General features: G+C 42.1%; 21 protein-coding genes. 12 read left to right on the plus strand and 9 right to left on the minus strand.

Translation table 11 applies throughout. From position 1 onward, the window contains the following. Positions 1-74: 74 nt before the first annotated feature. A complete protein-coding gene (locus R2Q85_RS05605) occupies positions 75-983 on the plus strand; it encodes an AraC family transcriptional regulator (RefSeq protein WP_316810767.1) in 909 nt (302 codons plus the stop codon). A gap of 5 nt (positions 984-988) precedes the next feature. Here the strand turns inward: R2Q85_RS05605 and R2Q85_RS05610 are convergent, their stop codons facing one another. Further along, entirely contained in the window at positions 989-1,399 is a 411-nt protein-coding gene (locus R2Q85_RS05610; RefSeq protein ID WP_316810768.1) for a GtrA family protein, read from the minus strand. Between the two features lie 80 nt (positions 1,400-1,479). On the opposite strand from R2Q85_RS05610, the gene R2Q85_RS05615 reads away from it, so the two are divergent. Then, complete coding sequence (locus tag R2Q85_RS05615) at positions 1,480-2,802, plus strand: ATP-binding protein (protein WP_316810769.1); 1,323 nt, start codon at positions 1,480-1,482, stop codon at positions 2,800-2,802. On the opposite strand, the gene R2Q85_RS05620 is transcribed toward R2Q85_RS05615, so the two are convergent. Together R2Q85_RS05620 and R2Q85_RS05625 are read right to left on the minus strand one after the other, a co-directional pair. Beyond that, a complete protein-coding gene (locus R2Q85_RS05620; RefSeq protein WP_316810770.1) occupies positions 2,799-3,485 on the minus strand; it encodes an MCP four helix bundle domain-containing protein in 687 nt (228 codons plus the stop codon). The genes R2Q85_RS05615 and R2Q85_RS05620 overlap by 4 nt on opposite strands. Positions 3,486-3,501: 16 nt before the next feature. Continuing rightward, positions 3,502-4,944, minus strand: coding sequence for an ATP-dependent RecD-like DNA helicase (locus R2Q85_RS05625; protein WP_316810771.1), 1,443 nt, complete (start codon positions 4,942-4,944; stop codon positions 3,502-3,504). 52 nt (positions 4,945-4,996) lie between these two features. On the opposite strand from R2Q85_RS05625, the gene R2Q85_RS05630 reads away from it, so the two are divergent. From R2Q85_RS05630 to coaD, 3 genes are read left to right on the plus strand one after another with little or no spacing between them, the layout of a single operon-like run. Beyond that, positions 4,997-5,827 carry a DUF3822 family protein gene (locus R2Q85_RS05630; protein WP_316810772.1) on the plus strand — a complete coding sequence of 277 codons (831 nt, stop codon included), beginning with the start codon at positions 4,997-4,999 and terminating at the stop codon, positions 5,825-5,827. After that, entirely contained in the window at positions 5,818-6,357 is a 540-nt protein-coding gene (locus R2Q85_RS05635; RefSeq protein ID WP_316810773.1) for an RsmD family RNA methyltransferase, read from the plus strand. Before R2Q85_RS05630 ends, R2Q85_RS05635 begins: the two co-directional genes overlap by 10 nt. A gap of 11 nt (positions 6,358-6,368) precedes the next feature. Further along, positions 6,369-6,830: a pantetheine-phosphate adenylyltransferase gene (gene coaD / locus R2Q85_RS05640; protein WP_316811120.1), complete on the plus strand. Its 462-nt coding sequence runs from the start codon at positions 6,369-6,371 to the stop codon at positions 6,828-6,830. On the opposite strand, the gene R2Q85_RS05645 is transcribed toward coaD, so the two are convergent. Both R2Q85_RS05645 and R2Q85_RS05650 read right to left on the minus strand, forming a co-directional pair. After that, the gene (locus R2Q85_RS05645) at positions 6,825-7,448 is read right to left on the minus strand and encodes an NUDIX hydrolase (RefSeq protein ID WP_316810774.1); all 624 of its coding nucleotides are present in this window, start codon (positions 7,446-7,448) and stop codon (positions 6,825-6,827) included. The two genes, coaD and R2Q85_RS05645, sit on opposite strands and share 6 nt — an antisense overlap. Before the next feature lie 65 nt (positions 7,449-7,513). Further along, a complete protein-coding gene (locus R2Q85_RS05650; RefSeq protein WP_316810775.1) occupies positions 7,514-8,377 on the minus strand; it encodes an RNA polymerase sigma factor RpoD/SigA in 864 nt (287 codons plus the stop codon). 333 nt (positions 8,378-8,710) lie between these two features. Here R2Q85_RS05650 and pyrE point away from each other — a divergent pair, with 333 nt between their 5' ends. Continuing rightward, complete coding sequence (pyrE, locus tag R2Q85_RS05655) at positions 8,711-9,376, plus strand: orotate phosphoribosyltransferase (protein ID WP_316810776.1); 666 nt, start codon at positions 8,711-8,713, stop codon at positions 9,374-9,376. After that, positions 9,376-9,774, plus strand: a complete 399-nt coding sequence (locus R2Q85_RS05660; protein WP_316810777.1) for an SRPBCC family protein — start codon at positions 9,376-9,378, stop codon at positions 9,772-9,774. The genes pyrE and R2Q85_RS05660 overlap by 1 nt, the downstream gene beginning before the upstream one ends. Before the next feature lie 54 nt (positions 9,775-9,828). On the opposite strand, the gene R2Q85_RS05665 is transcribed toward R2Q85_RS05660, so the two are convergent. Further along, positions 9,829-10,929 (minus strand): NADH:flavin oxidoreductase, encoded by a 1,101-nt coding sequence (locus R2Q85_RS05665; protein ID WP_316810778.1) that lies wholly within the window; start codon positions 10,927-10,929, stop codon positions 9,829-9,831. A gap of 11 nt (positions 10,930-10,940) precedes the next feature. Then, positions 10,941-11,243: a metalloregulator ArsR/SmtB family transcription factor gene (locus tag R2Q85_RS05670; protein WP_316810779.1), complete on the minus strand. Its 303-nt coding sequence runs from the start codon at positions 11,241-11,243 to the stop codon at positions 10,941-10,943. Between the two features lie 94 nt (positions 11,244-11,337). Here R2Q85_RS05670 and R2Q85_RS05675 point away from each other — a divergent pair, with 94 nt between their 5' ends. Beyond that, the gene (locus R2Q85_RS05675; RefSeq protein ID WP_316810780.1) at positions 11,338-13,224 is read left to right on the plus strand and encodes a heparinase II/III family protein; all 1,887 of its coding nucleotides are present in this window, start codon (positions 11,338-11,340) and stop codon (positions 13,222-13,224) included. Here the strand turns inward: R2Q85_RS05675 and R2Q85_RS05680 are convergent. Both R2Q85_RS05680 and R2Q85_RS05685 read right to left on the minus strand, forming a co-directional pair. Continuing rightward, the gene (locus tag R2Q85_RS05680) at positions 13,178-14,389 is read right to left on the minus strand and encodes an MFS transporter (RefSeq protein ID WP_316810781.1); all 1,212 of its coding nucleotides are present in this window, start codon (positions 14,387-14,389) and stop codon (positions 13,178-13,180) included. The two genes, R2Q85_RS05675 and R2Q85_RS05680, sit on opposite strands and share 47 nt — an antisense overlap. A 4-nt stretch (positions 14,390-14,393) precedes the next feature. Then, positions 14,394-14,678, minus strand: coding sequence for a DUF1801 domain-containing protein (locus tag R2Q85_RS05685; protein WP_316810782.1), 285 nt, complete (start codon positions 14,676-14,678; stop codon positions 14,394-14,396). Between the two features lie 99 nt (positions 14,679-14,777). Between R2Q85_RS05685 and R2Q85_RS05690 the strand changes: the two genes are divergently transcribed. The 4 genes from R2Q85_RS05690 to R2Q85_RS05705 all read left to right on the plus strand — a co-directional run bounded on the left by R2Q85_RS05690 (position 14,778) and on the right by R2Q85_RS05705 (position 21,201). After that, positions 14,778-14,903 carry a hypothetical protein gene (locus R2Q85_RS05690; RefSeq protein ID WP_316810783.1) on the plus strand — a complete coding sequence of 42 codons (126 nt, stop codon included), beginning with the start codon at positions 14,778-14,780 and terminating at the stop codon, positions 14,901-14,903. Positions 14,904-15,099: 196 nt separating this feature from the next. After that, entirely contained in the window at positions 15,100-17,694 is a 2,595-nt protein-coding gene (gene clpB / locus R2Q85_RS05695) for an ATP-dependent chaperone ClpB (RefSeq protein WP_316810784.1), read from the plus strand. A gap of 206 nt (positions 17,695-17,900) precedes the next feature. After that, positions 17,901-20,183: a glycosyltransferase family 4 protein gene (locus R2Q85_RS05700; RefSeq protein WP_316810785.1), complete on the plus strand. Its 2,283-nt coding sequence runs from the start codon at positions 17,901-17,903 to the stop codon at positions 20,181-20,183. Between the two features lie 16 nt (positions 20,184-20,199). After that, on the plus strand, positions 20,200-21,201 hold the full coding sequence (locus R2Q85_RS05705; RefSeq protein WP_316810786.1) for a glycosyltransferase family 4 protein: 1,002 nt from the start codon (positions 20,200-20,202) through the stop codon (positions 21,199-21,201). Positions 21,202-21,212 lie beyond the last annotated feature (11 nt).

Below are 21,212 nucleotides of genomic sequence, written 5' to 3' on the forward strand. Positions count from 1 at the left end.
AATTCGAACTCAAAACCTCATTACAAGATAACCCTATGATCGACAATGAATTGAATTTGATTTTATGCACCGAAATGTCAGAAGTAGATAAAGCTGAATATGCTGACTATTTGGGTAATACGGGCATTATGAACTTCAGTGAGGTAAAAATTAATGGTGCTGACATCTTCTCCGGCAATAGCCGACTGGAGCATGAAATCACCATGCGCGAACAGACAGAAACCCCCACTTTAAACATGTACTTTTCCATACAGGGCATAAGCTCTGCCTGGGAAGCAGACAGCAAAGATAAATATGTATTAAAGGACAACCAGCATGCCGCTACTTTTGCACCTGGTTTTGACGGTTACTACGCTTTAAGCAGCCCCGAGGTACGCAATTTTGGTATTGCACTTTACGAACCCTTCTTCAGCAGGCTCTATTCTACTGACCTGGAATGTTTAAAACGATTCTGGGATAAAGTGAGTGCCGGAAAAATAGCGGATATCTCTGAACATGCCCTACCCATTACCCCCAAGCAGCAATCAGTGATCAACGACATGCACCAATGTGTATATACAGGTAATATGAAGCAGTTGTTCTATGAATCCAAGATCACTGAACTCTTTCTGCTCCAGGCCGAACAAGCCGAGGCCTTAAATGGACTGAAGCCTATAAAAATAGAAAGCCGCAATATTGATAAACTTCATGCGGCAAGACTATACATTCAAAAGCACATGTTTGACCCCCTCAGCTTAAGCGGGATTGCCCGCGATGCCGGGTTGAATGAATTTATACTCAAAAAAGGCTTCAAAGAACTATTCGGCTTAACTGTTTTTGGCTATTTAAATGAGCTGAAAATGAACTATGCACGGCAAATGTTGCTGGAATCGCAATGTACTGTATATGAAGCAGCATATACCATGGGTTATAATGAGCCTTATAATTTTTCAAAGGCATTTAAAAAGCACTTTGGCTACCTGCCTGGTGAGTTGAAAAAGTAGAAAAGTTAATTGGTAAAGGTGTAGAGATAATTGGCAAAAAAATTCCATAGGGAAACGATCACGATCGCACATCCTTTGGCCAGGTAGAAATTCCATTTCAGTTTATCATTGAGCAGGTAAATCAGGATATTGCTTACAGCCAGCCCAACTATGCAAATCATAAAGTACTTTCCAAACTGGGTCATACTTGCAGCATCATGGCTATCAAAGGTCCAATAGCGGTTTAACCGGTAATTGGCGGCCGTGGCAATGGTAAAACCAAGCGAACTGGACAGGTATTTGTGAATTTTTAATTTCTCCTTGCAAAGATAGGTAATGCTAAAGTCTATAGTAAGCCCCACAACCCCTACCAGACCAAACTTTATCAGCTTTAAAAAAAAAGCGTAATTATATTCAATTACGGCAATTGGGGTCATATAAATTTCTTTTAGCAAAATTAGCATAATTATAAGACAACTTCATTTCCTTTCGTTATTTTTACGTCCAAAACCAGAAATTGTTTCATTTATACAACTATAAAACGCATCCGAAGTACGCTGCAGAATTTAAGGAGACCTACAGTTATCAAAACAGTAGGCAAATTAAAATTTTAAGCGGTCTATACCTCTTTATTGCCCTCTCTGTACGTCTCATTTCTTTTTTGAATTATGACGTAATTGCCGCGCTACCCAATTTCATGGAGTACAACATCAACAACTGGGTATCCATTATAGGCTCTACAATTTTCCTGTTTTTAAGTAACAATGCGATGAAACCAGGGCGCTGGACTATCTCAAGGCGTAAGCTGCTTACTACCTCCTTTTGCCTGTTCGCCTTGTTGGTCTCCTTTGCAGTAAGCTACATTTACTCCCTTCATAATCCTAAAAACACCTTAACCGTCTTTCTTATTGGCATTTTATTCGTTAGTATTTTCTTTGCCATTGATTTTAAACAAACCGTAACCGTCTCTTTATTTATCCTGCTCCTGTTCAGCGTTGGGATGATCTTTCCGGCCCTGAATATGCACGAAAAACTGTTTAACATCATTGCGGCAGGTATACTGATCTTTTTCTTTTTTGCCTGTTCCCGTTATAGCTATTATTTTAAATCTGAACAATTTACAAAAGTCAGACAGCTCGAAGAAAAAAATGCAGAGGTGCAACTATTGAATCATCAGAAAAGCGAGATATTAGGCTTTGTGGCACATGACCTTAGAAATCCGCTCAACAATATAGAAGCATTGACCAGAATCCTGCTGGAGGAAGACACGAACCAGAACAGTCCGGAGATGCAACTGATCCTCACTTCTACACGCCAGGCCAAAAACATCATCAATGACCTGATAGAAGTGGCCCAAAATGACCGGAGGCCCTTCCAGCTTCAAACCACAAACATGATTACCTTCATGAATGGAATTTGCGAGAACTGGCAAAAAAACCTGAACAAAGAAAGGCTGATTAATTTTCAAACTGAGCAGGAACTGGCACTTAATGTAGCTGTAAACCCTTCCAAACTTACACGTGTAATAGATAACCTTATTGCAAACGGCCTTAAATTTTCCAGACCCGAAACACCAATCAACATCGGAATTTCCAAATCGTCTGATTTATGTATCATCAAGATCACTGATTTTGGCATTGGCATACCACAACATTTACTGGCCCTGCTTTTCGATCAGTTTTCGAAAGCCGGACGCCCGGGACTCAAAGGAGAAAAGTCTATTGGCCTCGGATTACACATTTCCAAACAAATCATTGAACAGCACGGCGGCACCTTAACAGTAGAAAGCACGGAAAATGAAGGCACTACTTTTCAGATTGCCATTCCTTTGGCAGCCTAATTGAGGTTAAACTTATCGTTACTGATCTTTACCACATTAGAAGTAAATACAATTCCGACTATTAAAATGCCTATAACAACAGCCAGCGCCACCTGGAAAGCAGAATAGATCTTATTGCCCGATACCATAAAAGCAGAATCTTTGATCAGTTCTTCCCCAATCTGCTTCTGAATACTCATTAAGGCAGATAACTTTCCAATGGTTCTTCTGGAAGACTCCCTTCCTTCTGCCTCATAAAGCTTTCTGGCCTCTGCAATCCCTCCGGATGCCGCAGCCGCTAGTATTTTATTTTCAATCCCGATCGTAGTCAAAAGCCCCTTTTTCAATTCCGATAGCTGTTCTTTTTCCTGTTTTACCAGAAATGTTCTTCCGTATTTCGTGATTAAAGAATCTATGGCATTGTTGAGCTTACCTAAAGTATCCTTTAATTCATCTGGATTAAAAAGATGATCGGGTTCATACAAAACCTCTTCAAACAAAGATTTTTTTAAATAGGCATTTTCAGCTACATAGAATAAATCAGTGGCCGGGATCAGCCTGTCGTTGTACATGGATACAAAGGATTCATTCATATCTTTCACACTCTTGTCTTCCAAAAAGCGGATAAGCAGGGTACAGCCCATAATGCAGAACAGCAGCACTGCAATTTTCATTTTTTGTTTAACAGAGTATGCGAACTTCATAGTGTACATCATTTAATTAAAACTGGTCTTCCGCAGGACCGGAAAAAAGGTTTGCTGCAAAATTTACTAAAAATAATTCTCTTTTTGCTCTTGTCACGCCTGTATACAGCCATCTTAAAAAATCCATGTCCACCATTTCATCAGTTAAATAGCCCTGGTCGACAAATACGGCATCCCATTGTCCACCCTGGGCCTTATGACAAGTTACCGCATAGGCAAACTTAATTTGCAGGGCATTGTAATATGGATCTTCTTTGATGGCGTTAAACCGCTCTCTCTTATTTTTAATGTGTTCATAGTCAACATTTAACTCCTCAAACAGCTTATTATTTTGTTCATAGGATAAATTCGGCGCTTCTACAGTCAATGTATCCAGCATCACTTTACAAGTAATTGATCCCAGTTCCGGAAAATCCAGAAATTCAAGCTGCACTTCTGCAAAACGAAAACCATAGCGCTCCTCTATCCGTCTTACCCGCATAATTTTAGCCATATCTCCATTGGCAATAAAAGCTGCAGATTCATTTTCCGGTAACCAGAAATAATTGTTCCTGACCACCATGATCTGATCTCCACCGGTAAGCTCCTCTTCCCGATACAGCAACCTGGCCCTGATCTGCTGGTTATACACATTAGCAGACTTATTTGACCTGCATACCACCAGCGAATTTTCGATACCAAACTTACTATAAGCGTATTCCAGCCCTTCAACCAGTTTAAGGCCAGTCATCCTGAAAATATCTTTATAGTTTTTAGTGATGAATTTAGGCAACAACACATTTCCTTCGTTTTCCACCTCCAGCTCATTGATCAGCTTGCGCAACATGGTGGCATTGGCGAGAATACCTGACCTCTTCTCCTGCCGCACCACTTCCTTAAGTTCAACAGTCTTAAGCAGTTTACCAAAATTTGAGGCCAGGTACATTTGGTTTAAAGCAGGGCTGTCCATGCTGCCAACCGGCGGCAATTGTGCAGTATCACCCACAAAAACCAGTGCACAGTTTTTACCATTGTATACAAATTCCATTAAATCTTTTAAAAATGAGGAACCCGTATGCGTAATCCACTCGTCAGCCACCATAGAGGCCTCATCGACGATAAACAACGTATGTTCTGCCAGGTTTGGTGCAAGCTGAAAGGACAGATCATTGGATACTGAGGAGCGTTTTCTGTATATTTTTTTATGAATGGTAAGTGCTTTTTTCCCGGTATAATTGCTCATTACTTTTGCAGCTCTGCCCGTGGGTGCCAGCAATACCGCACGAAGTTTAAATTGAGGCAAGGCTTTTACCAGGGCAGCTACCGAAGTGGTTTTACCTGTACCCGCGTAGCCCCTTAATACAAAACATTGGTTATCCAGGCCATGTGTTAAAAAGGCGGCCATTTCCTTGCAAAAATCAAGCTGTTCAGCTGTTGGTGTAAAGGTGTACGAACGGGCTATAATTGCTGCTTTATCCATTTAACAAATATGCGATGGTGATGTTATAGAAAAAAGGATTAATTTTGCTAATATGGATAATAAAAACAGCATACTATTGGTTGATCAGGAATTTGACCCCAATACCACGGCGAATTGTGATCTGTTGTTAAAAATAACAGCAGATAGTTTTTCTTATGCGATCATAGATAAAAGCAGCGATCAGTTAAAGGCAGTTTACGATGAGCAGGAGTGTGAAAATGTATCCCAAACCCTGGCTGACAGGTTAAAAAACGACATTTATTTAACGCTGATATTCAAAGAAATAAAGATTGCTGTACATACTGAAAACAACATAAATATCCCAAGTGAGCTGTTTGACCCGCAGCAATTAGCTCAATATGCCAGATTTTTCACCGAAGAACAGTCCGAAAACCTCTATACAAGGCCATTCCCTGCATTCGGCTTTACATCCATTTTTACCCTACAACAATTTACAGAAGAAACACTGAGTGCATCATTAAATAATTACAAATTATACACACAGCATTCCACAGTTCTGGCACTTGCAGCAAAGAGCGACACTGCAACTTTATTACTTGATTTTACCGCAGCTTCCTTCAATGCAGCATATATTATAAATGATAAGCTGATCTTTCAGAACCATTACCAGATAGAAAATGCAGAAGAGTTCAATTATTACCTCCTCCTCATTATCAGTCAGCTTCAGCTGGAGCCCGGCAATACAGAGCTGCAGCTGAGTGGAATTATACACGAAGGGAACAACCATTACCGATGTATTGAAAAATACTTTAAGACCATCTGCTTCAATTTACCGCCGGTAAAGGAAACAGATCACAGCATTCTCGATGATATGCCTGCACATTATTACAGCAGCCTGCTAGCCCTTGATGTATGCGAATAATAGGAGGAAGATTAAAAGGGATCCGCTTTAATGCCCCTGCAAGCCTGCCGGTAAGACCTACAACAGACATGGCTAAAGAAGCGCTGTTCAATATCCTGTACAATACCTACGATTTTGAAAACTGCAGCGTACTTGATCTCTTTTGCGGAACAGGTAACATCAGTATCGAATTTGCCTCAAGGGGTATAAAGCAGGTAAGAGCGGTAGACAAGCATTCGGGATGTATATACTGGGTAAAATCCCTGGTAGAAAAGCACAACCTGCAGGAAATAGAAGTACATAAAGCTGATGTTTTTAAATTTCTGGAACAACAGGGGGAAACTTATCAGATCATTTTTGCAGATCCACCTTATAACATTCCCAACATTCCATTGATTCCGCAGCTGGTGATGAAAAATAACTTACTCAGTGATAACGGTATGTTAATAGTAGAACATCCATCTTTGTTAAAACTAAATGATCAACCCGGTTATACCGAAACCAGGCGTTACGGTAATTCCTCATTTAGTTTTTTTGAAAAAACGAATTAATCCATTTTATGATGAAGATCGCACTTTTTCCCGGCTCTTTTGATCCAATTACCATCGCCCACGTTGACATCCTGAAACGGGCCCTGCCGCTCTTTGATAAAATTGTGGTCGGCATTGGTTTAAACAGCTCAAAACAGAGCTTTTTATCCGCCCAGAAACGCGAAGAAATTGTAAAAACGGTATTTGCTGACATTTCTGCCGTAGATGTACAGTTATACGAAGGTTTAACTGTAGATTTCTGTAAAAAAATAAACGCCAGATACATGGTAAGGGGCATTCGCTCTGTAGGCGATTTTGAGTATGAAAGGGCCATAGCCCAGATTAATCAGACCATGATGCCTGAAATGGAAACTATTTTTATTTTAAGCAAACCAGAATATTCTGCGATCAGCTCTACCATCGTACGTGATATTTTGCGCAACAATGGAGATGTGAGTAAATTTCTACCCCAGGAGGCGATCTCTCACCTATAAAATACGTTGTTCTAAAAGTCTGCCCGCTTCCAGCACGTCCATAATAGAAGGATAAGTGTTGGCTACTATTGGTGCAAGGTCAGCTTTACTTAACCAAATGGCTTTTGTAATGCCTTCTTCCTTTTGAGGGATCAGCTTTGGTTCTCCTTTAACTGTCATGCGGTACCAGTTGGTCTTTTTCAGCACAATTTTGGCACCCAGGGTATACACATGATACGTTTTACAGAGCTTCTCCTCATTGGTATAGATCTTTACCCCACACTCTTCTTCTACTTCACGAAGGGCAGCCTGTTTCATTTTCTCTCCTTTCTCCACTTTTCCCTTAGGCAGATCCCATTTTTTATTCCTGAAAATAAACAGGTAGTTTGATTTGGCGCTGCTAACCAGGCCACCTGCAGCTTTAATAATGAGGCAGCTTTTTTTAATTTTCTGAAACAGGGCCTTGGGGTCTGCGTCCATTAAAAGAAAAGATTTGCCTGATACCTTACTTATTTTTTTATAAAATGACTGAAAATTAAACTCTTGCACTTCCAGTTGCTGAATTTCCGTTGCAAGTTCGGGCGCAGTTGCCGCAATATATAAAGTGTTGTCGTTGATATAGATCCTGTATCTTTTCATAATGAGGTCTCTCTGTTTTTTGCGTATAAGCTCATGATGGTTTCAAAAGTACACAATGACAGGAATTAAAGGTAATGCCGCATCATTTTTATTTCTTTTAAACCCCGCAGCCTGTTCAGTGCTTTACTTTTAGACCGGCGAATGGTCTCCTTACTTAAACCAAGTACATTACTGATGTCGTCATTTTGCAATGGTCTGCTGTTATTCATGCCATAAGCCAGCAAAAGAATATTTCTTTCGCGGGGCGTAAGTACAGTCATCATCCGCCTGATATCCTTTTGAAGCGAGGCGCTTTCCAGGCTTGCATCAGGTGCAGTACCCCTTGCGTATTGCACCATACCGGATATCATTTCCCCTTCCTTGTCTTCCACCGGGGTGTCTAAAGAAAATGGGGTACTGCAAATAAACAGGCTATCATAAAGTACGTCTTCAGGAATATTCATAAATACAGCAAGTTCTTGCCTGGTTGGCATTCGCTGAAGTTCCTGTTCCAGTATCATTTCTGATTTCCCTATTTCACGCAGGCCCTGAATCTGGTTCATCGGCAAATGTATCATGCGTTTGTGCATATTTATACCTTGTAATATCGATTGGCGAATCCACCATACGGCATAGGAAATGAATTTAAATCCCCTTTTTTCGTCAAAACGTTCGGCAGCAGTGATCAGTCCGATATTCCCATCCGAGACCAGATCGGCCAATAACAGTCCTGATGTTTCATATTTCTTAGCCACTGTGACCACAAAGCGTAGGTTACAATTCACCAGTCGCTTAAGGGCCGGCAGATCCCCTGCTTTGATCTTTTTTGCCAGGGCAATTTCCTCAGCCGCAGTCAGTAACGGATATTTTGAGATTTCCTGCAGGTAACGAAGCAGGGATTCCTGATTCCTGTGGGTAATTGATTTTTCAATCTTAATTTGCTTCATCATGAGTTTAGCACATTAGGTGATGCCACAAAGTTCATCAGCAAGAATGAAAAAGCCTAATAATCTGTCAATTACAGCTCGATTCACTAAAAAAACAGCATAAAACAGAATAAAATTTCAAAACAGAGAAATAGGACAAGGTCCAGCCAAATTTAATTACAGTATTCGTTCGGGCGTCATGGCAGGTGTACAGCAACAGAGCTTCCTTGGGTTCAAAACCAGATAAATTCTTTATTACATTGATAATCAGTTTTTTTTGTGATTTTTTAAGGTATGCCCGTCACATAGTTTGCGGTAGAGTTCGCACAAATGTAAAGAATTCCGTATTTTTGAACCATGTATAATAAAAGTGATATTGAATTAAAGGTAGCTGAATTTTTATTACAAATAAAAGCAATAAAGTTACAGCCGGGCAATCCCTTTACCTGGGCGTCTGGTTGGAAATCCCCTATTTATTGTGACAATAGGATCACACTTTCCCACCCATCTGTAAGAACTTACATCAGACAGAAACTTTCTCAATTGATACAGGAAGAGTTTGGCTCTGTAGACCTCATCGCTGGCGTAGCCACTGCAGGTATTCCTCAGGGTGCATTAGTAGCCCAGGAGTTGGGTTTACCATTTGCCTACGTAAGAGCTAAGGCAAAAGAACACGGTACCGGCAGCCTGATAGAAGGCGAGATTGTGGAAGGACAACGTGTTGTAGTAATAGAAGACCTGATCTCTACCGGAAAAAGCAGTTTACAAGCTGTTGATGCCTTAAGAAAGGCAGGATTATCTGTAGCCGGGCTGGTTGCTATATTTACTTACGGTTTTGACCAGGCCGATGAGAACTTTGCCGCTGCAAAATGCCGCTATGCTACCCTTTCCAATTACAATACTTTGATCGAATACGCAGCAGAACATAGCTTTATTGCTCAAAAAGATGTAGATCTTTTAGCCAAATGGCGCAGAAACCCAGCTGAATGGGGAAAAGAATTAGAACAATTAAATAACAGCTAATGACAGTTATCGAAAGCATGGCAGCAATTCATTTGCCTGTAGAAAAAGTGTATGCATTTCTGGCGGACCTGAACAACCATCAGCAATTGATGCCAGAGAACATTTACAACTGGTCTTCCACCGCAGATGAAGCCAGTTTTACCATACAAAACATGGCTAAACTGGCCATAAAAATATCCAATCGTGTAGAAAACCAGGAATTGACAGCAGTTCCTACCGAAAAAGCACCTTTTGACATAGAATTAAAATGGAAAGTAGCTGATGATGGAAAAGGCGGCACCATAGCCACTCATGTCATCAGTGCAGACCTGAATATGATGATGAAAATGCTTGCCGCAGGCCCTTTACAAAAACTGGCCAATCACCAGACAGAAAAATTAGCAGAGCTATTGAAATAGTATTTTTTAATGGTATAAAGAGCGCCAGGTAAATTTACCTGGCGCTCTTTTTATTTATAATAACTGCATCAATGCGGCTCTCGAAAAACCCTTTAACTCGGCATTGCGTTCCTCACGTATTTTCTGAACCCACTTTGAATCTGCCAGCAATGGTCTGCCCACAGCCACCAGGTCAAAATCTCCCCTGTCCATTCTTCTCATCAGCTCTTCCAGCGAACTTGGTTCGGAACTTTCTCCCTTAAATGCGGCCAGAAACTCACCAGACAGTCCCACAGAACCAACAGTTATGGTTGGTTTTCCCGTTATTTTCTTGGCCCAACCTGCAAAATTCAAGTCTGAACCTTCAAATTCGGGTTCCCAGAAGCGACGCTGTGAACAATGAAAAATATCTACACCCGCATCAACCAATGGTTGCAGCCAGGAATCCATATCCTGAGGTGTTTTAGCCAACTGGAAGGTATAATCGGCAGGTTTCCATTGGGACAACCTCAAAATGATGGTAAAATCGGCTCCTACCTGCTTCCGCACTTCTTTAATGACTTCCATAGCAAACCGGGTGCGTTCAGCCAGGGTTTTGCCTCCATAATTATCGGTACGGTTGTTTGTTTCTTGCCAAAAAAACTGGTCTATCAGGTAACCATGCGCGCCATGCACTTCAACACAATCAAAACCGAGTCTTTTTGCCGCAGCTGCAGCTTTTCCATAGGCTTTAATGGCTTCCTCAATATCCGCCGGTGTCATGGCTACCCCGTTTGAAAAACCAGGTCTGTTCAGGTCAGAAGGACCTTCAAATGGCGCCGACGGAAGCCAGCCTGACTGGTGGTTGTCCATGATGCCCATGTGCCAGATCTGCGGTCCCATGCTTCCTCCCGCATGATGAACGCTATTGATCACCTCTTTCCAGCCTGCCAGTGCCTTATCCCCATAAAAATGCGGAATATTCGGGTCATTTGAGGAAGAAACACGGTCTATTACGGTCCCTTCTGAAAGGATCAACCCTACCTCCGCAGCAGCCCTCCTGGAATAATAAGCAGCTACATCAGCTGTAGGAACACCACCCGGTGAAAACGAACGTGTCATTGGTGCCATGACAATTCTGTTTTTTATATTTAAAGATTTCAGACTGAATGGCCTGAATAAATTTGCTGTACTCATATGATAAATTATTAAATTTCTGATCTGATGATTCCACTCAATTCAGCAAAAGCCTGCTCATTTCTTTTATAATAAGTCCACTGGCCCAATCTGGTTGATTCCAGCAAACCGGATTTTTGCAGTATTGACAAATACTCCGACACCGTAGACTGCGTTAAACCCGCCTTTTGCTGTATCTGGCCTACACATACCCCTACCTCTCCAAAATCGGCATGTTCCTGTGCAGGAAAATATTTTTCAGGCGTTTTAAGCCAATACAGAATTTGCAACCTGGTCTTATTAGAAAGTGCTTTAAAAACTTCGAGCTGATCCATGACACAAAGGTATATCGACTTTTCCCGATATACCTATTAATTGAAAATAAATGACCTGGAGCTGATGAATATAAATATTTGTATATTGACAGCAATGAAAACTTTTTTTACAACCCTCTTCTTATTCCTGGGGTTTTATGCAGGGGCACAAAACAAACTGAGCGAAAAACCAGTGCTTCCGGCACATCCCAGGTTATTATTATTAAAAGGTGAAGAAGAAAAGATCAAAAAAACACTGCAATCTAACCCCTTACTGGAGCAATTACAGCTCGGCATACTGGCTAAATGCGATCAGTTTCTGGATGTCGCCCCAGTAGAGCGAATCAAGATCGGAAGGCGCTTGCTCGATAAATCAAGAACATGCCTGCAACGGGTTTTTTACCTCTCCTATGCCTGGAGAATGACCCGTCAGCAAAAATACCTGAAACGGGCCGAAAAAGAAATGCTCGCCGCTGCTGCATTTGAAGACTGGAACTCCGACCATTTTCTGGATGTTGCAGAGATGACCATGGCTCTCGCCATCGGCTATGACTGGCTGTACCAGGACCTGTCTGAACAGTCGAGAAAGCTTATAAAAACAGCCATCATAACCAAAGGCCTTGAGCCTTCCATGCTGAGCGGCACCAATATGTTCTGGATTAAAGCAGCACACAACTGGAACCAGGTTTGCAATGCAGGACTTTCCTTTGGTGCCCTGGCAGTATATGAAGACCAGCCGGATCTTGCCCGCAATATCATCAACCGGGCCATCAATACCATCGAACTTCCCATGAAAATATATGAACCTGACGGGGCATATCCTGAAGGTTACGGCTACTGGAATTATGGCACAACTTTTAATGTCATGCTGATCGATGCTTTTCAAAAGGCTTTTGGAAATGATTTTGGCTTATCAGAAAAGCCGGGTTTCTTAAAAACCGCAGAATTTATGTTGCACATGACAGGCCCTACAACACAGCCTTTCAATTATTTTGATTCCGGTACAAAAGGGGAAAGTAACCCGGCCATGTTCTGGTTTGCCGCAAAACTAAAAAACCCGTCCTTATTATTTAATGAACTGGGCTATCTGTCAAAACCGGGAAAACAGCTTACAGAAGACCGTTTGTTACCTACTATGTTCATTTGGAGTATGGGATTGCATTTAAACCGGATCCCAGTCCCAAAGGAAACTATGTGGGTGGGAAAAGGCATCAATCCGGTAGTGATGATGCGCAGTTCATGGACAGACCCTGATGCCTTATATATTGGCATGAAAGGAGGTTCTCCTGCAATTAATCACGGGCATATGGATGCGGGATCATTTGTGATGGAAGCCGGTGGGATACGCTGGGCCAGCGATTTCGGAATGCAGAGTTACGAATCTTTAGAATCTAAAGGTATTGACCTCTGGAACATGAAGCAAACTTCTCAACGCTGGCAGGTATTAAGATACAACAACTTGTACCACAACACCCTGAGTTTCAATAATGCATTTCAACATGTTGAAGGTAATGCGCCAATCATCAGTTATTCGAACCAGCCTTCCTTTAAAAATGCAGTTATAGACATCAGCTCTGTATACCAGGCGCAGGTTACAAAAGCAATAAGGGGAATCGCCATGGTGAACAATGATTATGTAATTGTCCGGGATGAACTCCAGAGCAACACGACAGAAAGTACGGTACGCTGGGCGATACTGACCTCAGCCAATGTAAAGATAATCAATCCCAGGGAGGCCGAATTGAGTAAAAATGGCAAAAAACTAATTTTAAGGATACAGGAACCGCTTAAAGTTCAGCTTAAAACATGGTCTACTGCTCCAACAACAGCTTATGATGCACCAAATCCAGGTACCCTGATGTTAGGTTTTGAAACAGCGCTGCCTGCAAAATCTTCAACTGTGCTAAACGTATTGTTAATTCCGCAAGGACGGAAAAACAAAGTAATGCCACAAACTAAACCTTCATTTTTTTCATCACCAGTAAAAACCCAAGAGCAGTAAGCAGTAATAACGTTGTGCTGCCGTACCAAAGTGTCTCAAACCCATAAGCAGCAGCAATCCTGGTTCCTACGAATGGAGAGAACACATGCGCCAAAGAAAAAGACAGGGCATTGACACCCATATAGGCGCCCCTGGTTTTTAAAGAGGAACGCTGCAGGGTTACCGTAGCCATAAATGGCATAGCCAGGATCTCCGCAATACAAAGCACAAACATGGCCACATACAATACCCATATGCCATTGGCCAGGTTTAAAACAAAGAAAGACAAACCACAAAGTATGGTCCCAAGCACAATCACTCTCCTGGCCGTCATTCTTTTCTCGGCAATATGCACCAGCAGCATTTCCAACAAAAAAACAACCATTCCACTAAAGGCCAAGATGATGCCGATATCCGCCTCACTCAATTGATATACCGTCCGGTAGTATAGGGGCAGTGTACTCAGGAGCTGAAAAAAACAGACCGCAAATACACAGCTGAGGATACTGAACACGACAAACAATGTGTCTTTATATGGAGAGCCGTTTGCCACATGATGATCAGCAACAGTCTCATCAGCCACTGCTTTTCTTTCATTACCTTTGCGGTTGCGAAAATAAAGAAAGAAAAGCAGCGCAGATAAAAAAGCCGCAACGGCATTTCCATAAAATAAGAAAGTATAAGATACCGCAGCCAAAAAACCACCCAGTGCCGGACCAATAGAAAAGCCAAGATTTACTGCCATCCGGTTTAAAGAAAAAGAACGGATGATGTTATCGGGTTTGGAATAATAGGCAATGGAAACCGAATTTGCCGGTCTGAAGGTTTCTGAAATGATGCTCAGTATAAATACGCCAACGGCAAGTTTTAAAACAGTATTCAACTCTGGCAGCAAAAAAAACATTGGTACAGTCAGTATCAGGCTGCACAGCTGGACTTTAAAATGTCCTACCTTGTCTGTCAACCAGCCACCTAAAAAAGAACCTGACACTGCGCCAATGCCAAAACAGCTGAGCACGGTCCCGGTATCTTCCAGGCTAAAATTTAAATGGTTGATCATGTAAACCCCTAAAAAAGGAATAACCATTGCACCACTCCTGTTGATCAGCATCACCAGCGCCAGCATCCATGCAGGGGTCGAGAGCCCTCTGTAGGCACCCAGGTATAATCTAAAAAATTCTTTCATCTTCTTAATATAGGCTCAGCGCTGTTCCCAGTATCTGCCCGATCTTTTTTACCGGCAAATCCTTTTCCGGATCTATCAATAATATTTTCATCCTCGCCCGCTTTTCTGTCAGGAGGTCCGGATGATCGATCCTCTTCCCTTCCACAATTCCGATATAGGGCTGACGGTATTTTTTATGAATCCAGAGGTAACAGAACATTTTTCCTTTATGGTAAAAAAAAGGAAGCTTATACTTCCACTCTTCCGTCAGGTGCTCGTCTTGCTTTAAAATAAACGCCCTTAATGCCATTAAACAACCTCTAAAGGGCTCTTCCTGGTCTAAATAGAAATTTTCAAGCGGAGTTAACATAGCACAGATAAACAGATGGGGCAAATATATCCATAAAAAATGCGTACAGCAAATGCCGGTAAACCAGGTACAGTGGCTGCTATGTATGCGCATTGTCTAAGAAATGACAAGGCCATGAGTCCGTCTTTTTTCGGTAAAAAGGCGGACTCATGGCGGACTCATTAAAAATTCAGTCCTGCCATTACCTCAATCTAGAACTGGGCGTATTTAAAGGAGTAAAGATTATTAATCCAAACAAGACATTTTTTCCGATTAAAACAATATCATCAGCAATATCGTCATTTAAAGGAGAAAATCACCGACAAAATTTCCGTTCCTGAACAAAAAAACAAGATGGCACCTGCTTTGTTTATTTATCGATATGAATTTCAACAACTTTACCATAAAGGCCCAGGAAGCAATTCAACAGGCTTCTGAAATAGCCACAGGCAATCAGCAGCAGGCTATTGAAACAGCACATATCCTTAAGGGTTTGCTTACTGTTGACGAGAATGTAGTTTCTTATGTGTTGAAGAAACTGAATGTAAATTTAAATGTGCTAAACCAGCAACTGGATGCACAGATTGAAAAATTCCCGAAAGTTACCGGCAGCAACCCTTATCTGACCTCGGGCAGCAATTCCGCTTTGCAAAAAGCCAATTCTTATCTGAAAGAGTTTAAGGATGAATTTGTTTCTGTAGAACATGTATTGCTTGGCTTACTCTCTGTAAACGACGACACAGCCAAACACCTCAAAGATCAGGGTGTTACAGAAAAGGATCTGAAAAAAGCGATCATCGCTTTACGGGGCGACAATCACGTAACCGGGCAAAATGCAGAAGCTACCTATAATGCACTGAACAAATATGCGCGTAACTTAAACGAATATGCAGAATCTGGTAAGCTTGATCCTGTGATCGGTCGTGACGAGGAGATCAGGAGGGTGATCCAGATCCTGTCCAGACGTACAAAAAATAATCCCATCCTGATTGGTGAACCCGGAGTTGGTAAAACTGCTATTGCAGAAGGTATTGCGCATAGGATCATTAAAGGTGACGTGCCTACCAACCTGAAAACAAAAACGGTTTACTCCCTGGATATGGGTGCACTGATAGCAGGCGCAAAATACAAAGGCGAGTTTGAAGAGCGTTTAAAAGCGGTGGTTAAAGAAGTAACCCAAAGTGATGGTGACATCATCCTGTTTATTGATGAGATCCATACCCTGGTTGGTGCAGGTGGAGGTGAAGGGGCGATGGATGCGGCAAATATTTTAAAACCTGCCCTTGCCCGTGGTGAACTCCGCGCCATCGGTGCCACTACCCTGGATGAATACCAGAAATACCTGGAAAAGGATAAAGCACTCGAACGTCGTTTTCAGAAAGTAATGGTGAATGAACCTGACACACAGGATGCCATTTCTATACTACGGGGTTTAAAAGAAAGATACGAGACCCACCATAAGGTCAGGATTAAAGATGAGGCCATTATTGCGGCTGTAGAGCTATCGCAACGCTATATTGCAGATCGTTTTTTACCTGATAAAGCGATAGATTTAATGGATGAGGCCGCTTCTAAGCTGCGTTTGGAGATGGACAGTGTACCAGAAGAAGTGGATGAGCTGAACCGAAAGATCATGCAGCTGGAAATTGAACGTGAGGCCATCAAAAGGGAAAATGATAGTAAAAAAGTGAAGTCCTTGGCGGAAGAAATTGCCAATATATCGGCCGAAAGGGATGAAATAAAAGCCAAATGGCAAGGGGAAAAAGACCTGGTTGACAACATCAACAATGAAATTGAGCAGATAGAAAACTATAAGCTGGAAGCTGACCAGGCGGAACGTGCAGGAGACTATGGTAAAGTAGCGGAAATACGCTATGGAAAGATCAAAGAGGCCCAGGACAAAGTTGAACAGTTAAAAGCACAGCTGGAAGGCCAGCAGGCTGAAGGCCGGATGCTGAAGGAAGAGGTAACGGCAGATGACATTGCCGGCGTAGTAGGCAGATGGACAGGCATACCGGTAACCAAACTGGTGTCGAGCGAGCGTGAAAAACTATTGAACCTGGAAAATGAATTACACAAACGTGTAGCCGGACAGGATGAAGCTATAGAAGCCATATCTGATGCCATCCGACGCTCAAGAGCAGGCTTGCAGGACAAACGCAAACCCATTGGCTCTTTCATATTTCTGGGTACAACGGGGGTAGGTAAAACGGAGCTGGCCAAAGCACTGGCAGAATTCCTGTTCAACGATGAAAATGCCATGACCCGTATAGACATGAGTGAATACCAGGAACGCCACGCTGTTTCGCGGCTGATCGGTGCCCCTCCGGGATATGTGGGTTATGATGAAGGGGGGCAGTTAACTGAGGCTGTACGCCGCAAGCCTTATTCGGTAGTACTGCTGGATGAGATAGAAAAAGCGCATCCTGATGTATTCAACATTTTATTACAGGTACTGGACGATGGCAGGCTAACAGACAACAAAGGCCGGGTGGTGAATTTTAAGAATACCATCATCATTATGACTTCCAATATTGGTTCTCACCTGATCCAGGATAATTTTAAATCACTGACAGAAGAGAACAGGGATGAAGTAATTGCCAAAACTAAAAATGAGCTGTTTGAATTGTTAAAACAAACCATCAGGCCCGAATTTTTAAACAGGATTGATGAACTGATCATGTTTACACCATTGAACCGCGCTGAGCTGAGAAATATTGTAAGCCTGCAATTTAAACATGTGCAGGATACACTGGCAGAAATGGGTATCGCAATAGAAGCTTCTGAAGATGCTTTGGACTGGCTTGCAGAATTGGGTTATGACCCGCAGTTTGGTGCCCGTCCGTTAAAACGTGTGATTCAGAAACGTATCCTGAATGAGCTGTCTAAAGAGATCCTGGCTGGAAAAGTAGATAAAGATAGTAAGATCAAACTAGACATGTTTGACCATAAATTTGTGTTCCTGAATAATAAATAACATTTATTTCTGGTTTCAGCAGTTTAATTAATTTCTTAAGCCTTAATGAGCTATCGTTAAGGCTTTTTTTATCGATCTGTTGAACAATTTTTATCCGTATTGTCATTTTGTTTAATTTTTAACAATTTTTCATGAATAAAATCAATATAAACAGAACAATTCCGTTTAAAAACTGTTGATATCATTGTAAAGATCTTTTTAGAATTATGAAAATTGCTTATATATCAACTTATCCGCCACGTGAATGTGGTATCGCAACTTTTAACCACAATCTGCTCCGTGCCATCGGCTATAACAAAACCGCTGTTTCTGAAGACAGTTATGTAGTAGCCCTCAATGACTCTGAAGATTTAGATCAGTATGAATATCCAAAAGAAGTTCAATATAAGATCAGACAAGAAAATCAAAAAGACTACATCCGCGCAGCGGATTATATCAATACCAGTTTGGTTGATGCTTGTATAATGGAACATGAATTCGGTATTTATGGTGGCGAAAATGGTGTATATATCCTCCCGCTGATTGCCAGGCTTCAAAAGCCATTGGTTACCATTTTGCATACTATTCTGAAAGATCCCAGTTACATGCAACTGACCATCATCCGGGAAATTGCCAAGTATTCTTCCCGTATCGTGGTGATGAGCCATAGGGCTGTAGGCTTTCTGACCAGCATATATGGAATTCCATTTAATAAAATACAGCTCATAGAACATGGTGTGCCGGATCTGGAAGCGAAAGCAGATAACCCGGTTAAAGAATCACTAGCCTTCAAAGGTAAAAAGGTGCTGTTTACTTTCGGCCTGATCAGTAGAAACAAGGGATTGGAGACTGTAATTGAAGCCCTACCTAAAATTGTAGCTAAAAATCCGGATGTGATGTATGTCATATTGGGCACTACCCATCCAGGAGTAATCCGTAATTCTGGTGAAGAATACCGGGAAAGCCTCAAAAAACTGGCTAAACAACTCCATGTAGAGGATAACCTGACCTTTATCAATAAATTTGTGTCGGAAGAGCAGTTATTTGATTATTTAACTGCCTGCGACATGTACATTACACCTTATCTAAATGAGGCCCAGATCACTAGTGGTACACTTTCTTATGCAGTAGGTGCCGGGGCAGCGGTAATTTCTACCCCCTACTGGCATGCTCAGGAACTTTTGTCAGACAACCGCGGGCGCTTATTTGACTTTAAGGACACTGACACGCTTGCCGATATTGTAAATGAGCTATTTGCAGATGAGAATAAACTTGCTTCATTAAAATCTAATGCCTATGAATATGGCCTTCACCTGCGATGGCCAAATACGGGACAGGTATTTGTTGACGTACTGGATGAGGCTATATACAAATCACTTGCAGAAAAAGAAGACAACAATAAACAGATTATCGATCCTGATGCCATGCCTTCCTTTAGTATGGCACACATTAAACGCTTAACGGATGACACGGGTATTGTACAGCATGCTAAATATGGGATCCCAAACCTTAAAGAGGGCTATTGCCTGGATGACAATTCGAGGGCACTGATTCTGGCAATTCTGGCCTATCAGCAAACAAAAAGTAAAGTTGCCCTGGAACTGCTGCCTATTTACCTCAGCTACATTCAGTATATGCAATGCGATGATGGCAATTTCCGTAACTTTCTGAGCTTTACCAGGGAATACCTGGATGAAGTAGGCACTGAAGACTCTTTCGGGCGCACCATATGGGCTTTGGGTTACCTGATTAACAATGCTCCCAACAACTCTTACCGCGAATTTGCCAGGGAACTTTTCAACAAATCAATCCCCCATTTCAAAGCATTGAAACATTTGCGGGGAATAGCCAATACCATGATCGGTCTGTCTAACTATTTAAAGGCCAACCCTAATGATGAGCATGTAAAACACGAATTCGATACCCTGGCCATACCTTTAAAACAGGCCTATCACAACCATAAGAATGGTCGCTGGCACTGGTTTGAAGAAAAAATGACTTATGACAATGCCCTTTTACCTTTAGCCTTGCTTTGTCATTATCAGGTTAGCAAAGATGCCGAGTCTTTTGATATTGCTTTGGAAAGCATGGAATTCATGAGCCAAAAAACTCTTATACAAGGGTACTTAAACCCTGTAGGAAATAATGGCTGGCTATACGAAGGTGGAGAAATGGCCATTTACGATCAGCAGGCTATAGAAACTATGGCCATGGTGCTGATGTATTTTAAAGCCTACGAAATCACCCACGACCTGGTGTACATTAAACAGATGTACCTTTGCTATCAATGGTTCTTAGGCGAAAATAGCCTGAAGGTCCCATTATATGATCATGAGACTAAAGGTTGTGGTGATGGCCTGCAGCCACATGGCGTAAACCGTAATCAGGGTGCAGAAAGCACCCTGGCCTATTGGATTTCGCATTTAATCGTGCTGAAAGGTCTGGAGTTTGAATATGAATATGTACGCAACAACGACCTGGCTGATGTTAAAAAAGAAATTTTAAACTGACAGCCGCCGTTCTGAGATGAAAATAGCCGTATTATCACCCGTGGCGTGGAGAACCCCTCCACGCCACTATGGTCCATGGGAACAAATGGCAGCTAACCTTACAGAGGGCCTGGTTAATGCGGGATTGGAGGTGACCCTTTTTGCTACCGGGGATTCCCTGACCAGGGCTGCATTAGATGCTGTGGTCGTTAAAGGATATGAGGAAGATAAAAACCAGGATGCCAAGGTTGTAGAATGCCTGCACATCAGCAACCTGATGGAAAAAGCGGACAAGTTTGACCTGATACACAATCATTTTGATTTTTTGCCACTTACTTATTCCCGGTTAATCCAAACGCCGCTGATCACCACCATCCATGGCTTTTCCTCAGAAAAGATTTTAGCCGTATATAAAAAGTATGATGCTTCGGCCCATTATGTTGCGATCAGTGACGCAAACCGGCATCCGGACCTCAGCTACCTCGGCACCGTATATAATGGCTTGCAAACGGAGGATTTTACTTTTACAGCTGTACCGGATGATTACCTGCTTTTTTTTGGGAGGATCCATCCCGATAAGGGAGCAGCTGAAGCGATACAAATTGCACTGACCAGCAATCGCCGCCTTTTAATTGCGGGTATTATACAAGATGAAACCTATTATGCAGAACAGGTTAAGCCACATTTATGTGACCAGATTGTTTTTATGGGTGCTGCCGGCCCCGAACAAAGAAATGAATTGTTAGGAAAAGCAGCGGCTTTGCTCCACCCCATTGGCTTTGCGGAACCATTTGGCTTAAGCGTTGCAGAAGCCATGCTTTGTGGAACTCCGGTTATCGCATACGATAAAGGGGCTATGCCCGAGCTGATCCTGAATGAAAAGACAGGATTTCTGGTCAAGAACATAGCAGAAGCGGTTGAGGCCGTTGGAAATGTCGGATTGCTGAACAGACTGCATTGCAGGGAATGGTCAGCTACCAGGTTCTCCAAAGAAAAAATGGTAGCCGATTACCTCAGCCTTTATCAGCAGATTTTATAATTCCTTCCGGA

Origin of the sequence: Pedobacter heparinus (assembly GCF_032678725.1) — a bacterium.
GTDB lineage: Bacteria > Bacteroidota > Bacteroidia > Sphingobacteriales > Sphingobacteriaceae > Pedobacter > Pedobacter heparinus_A.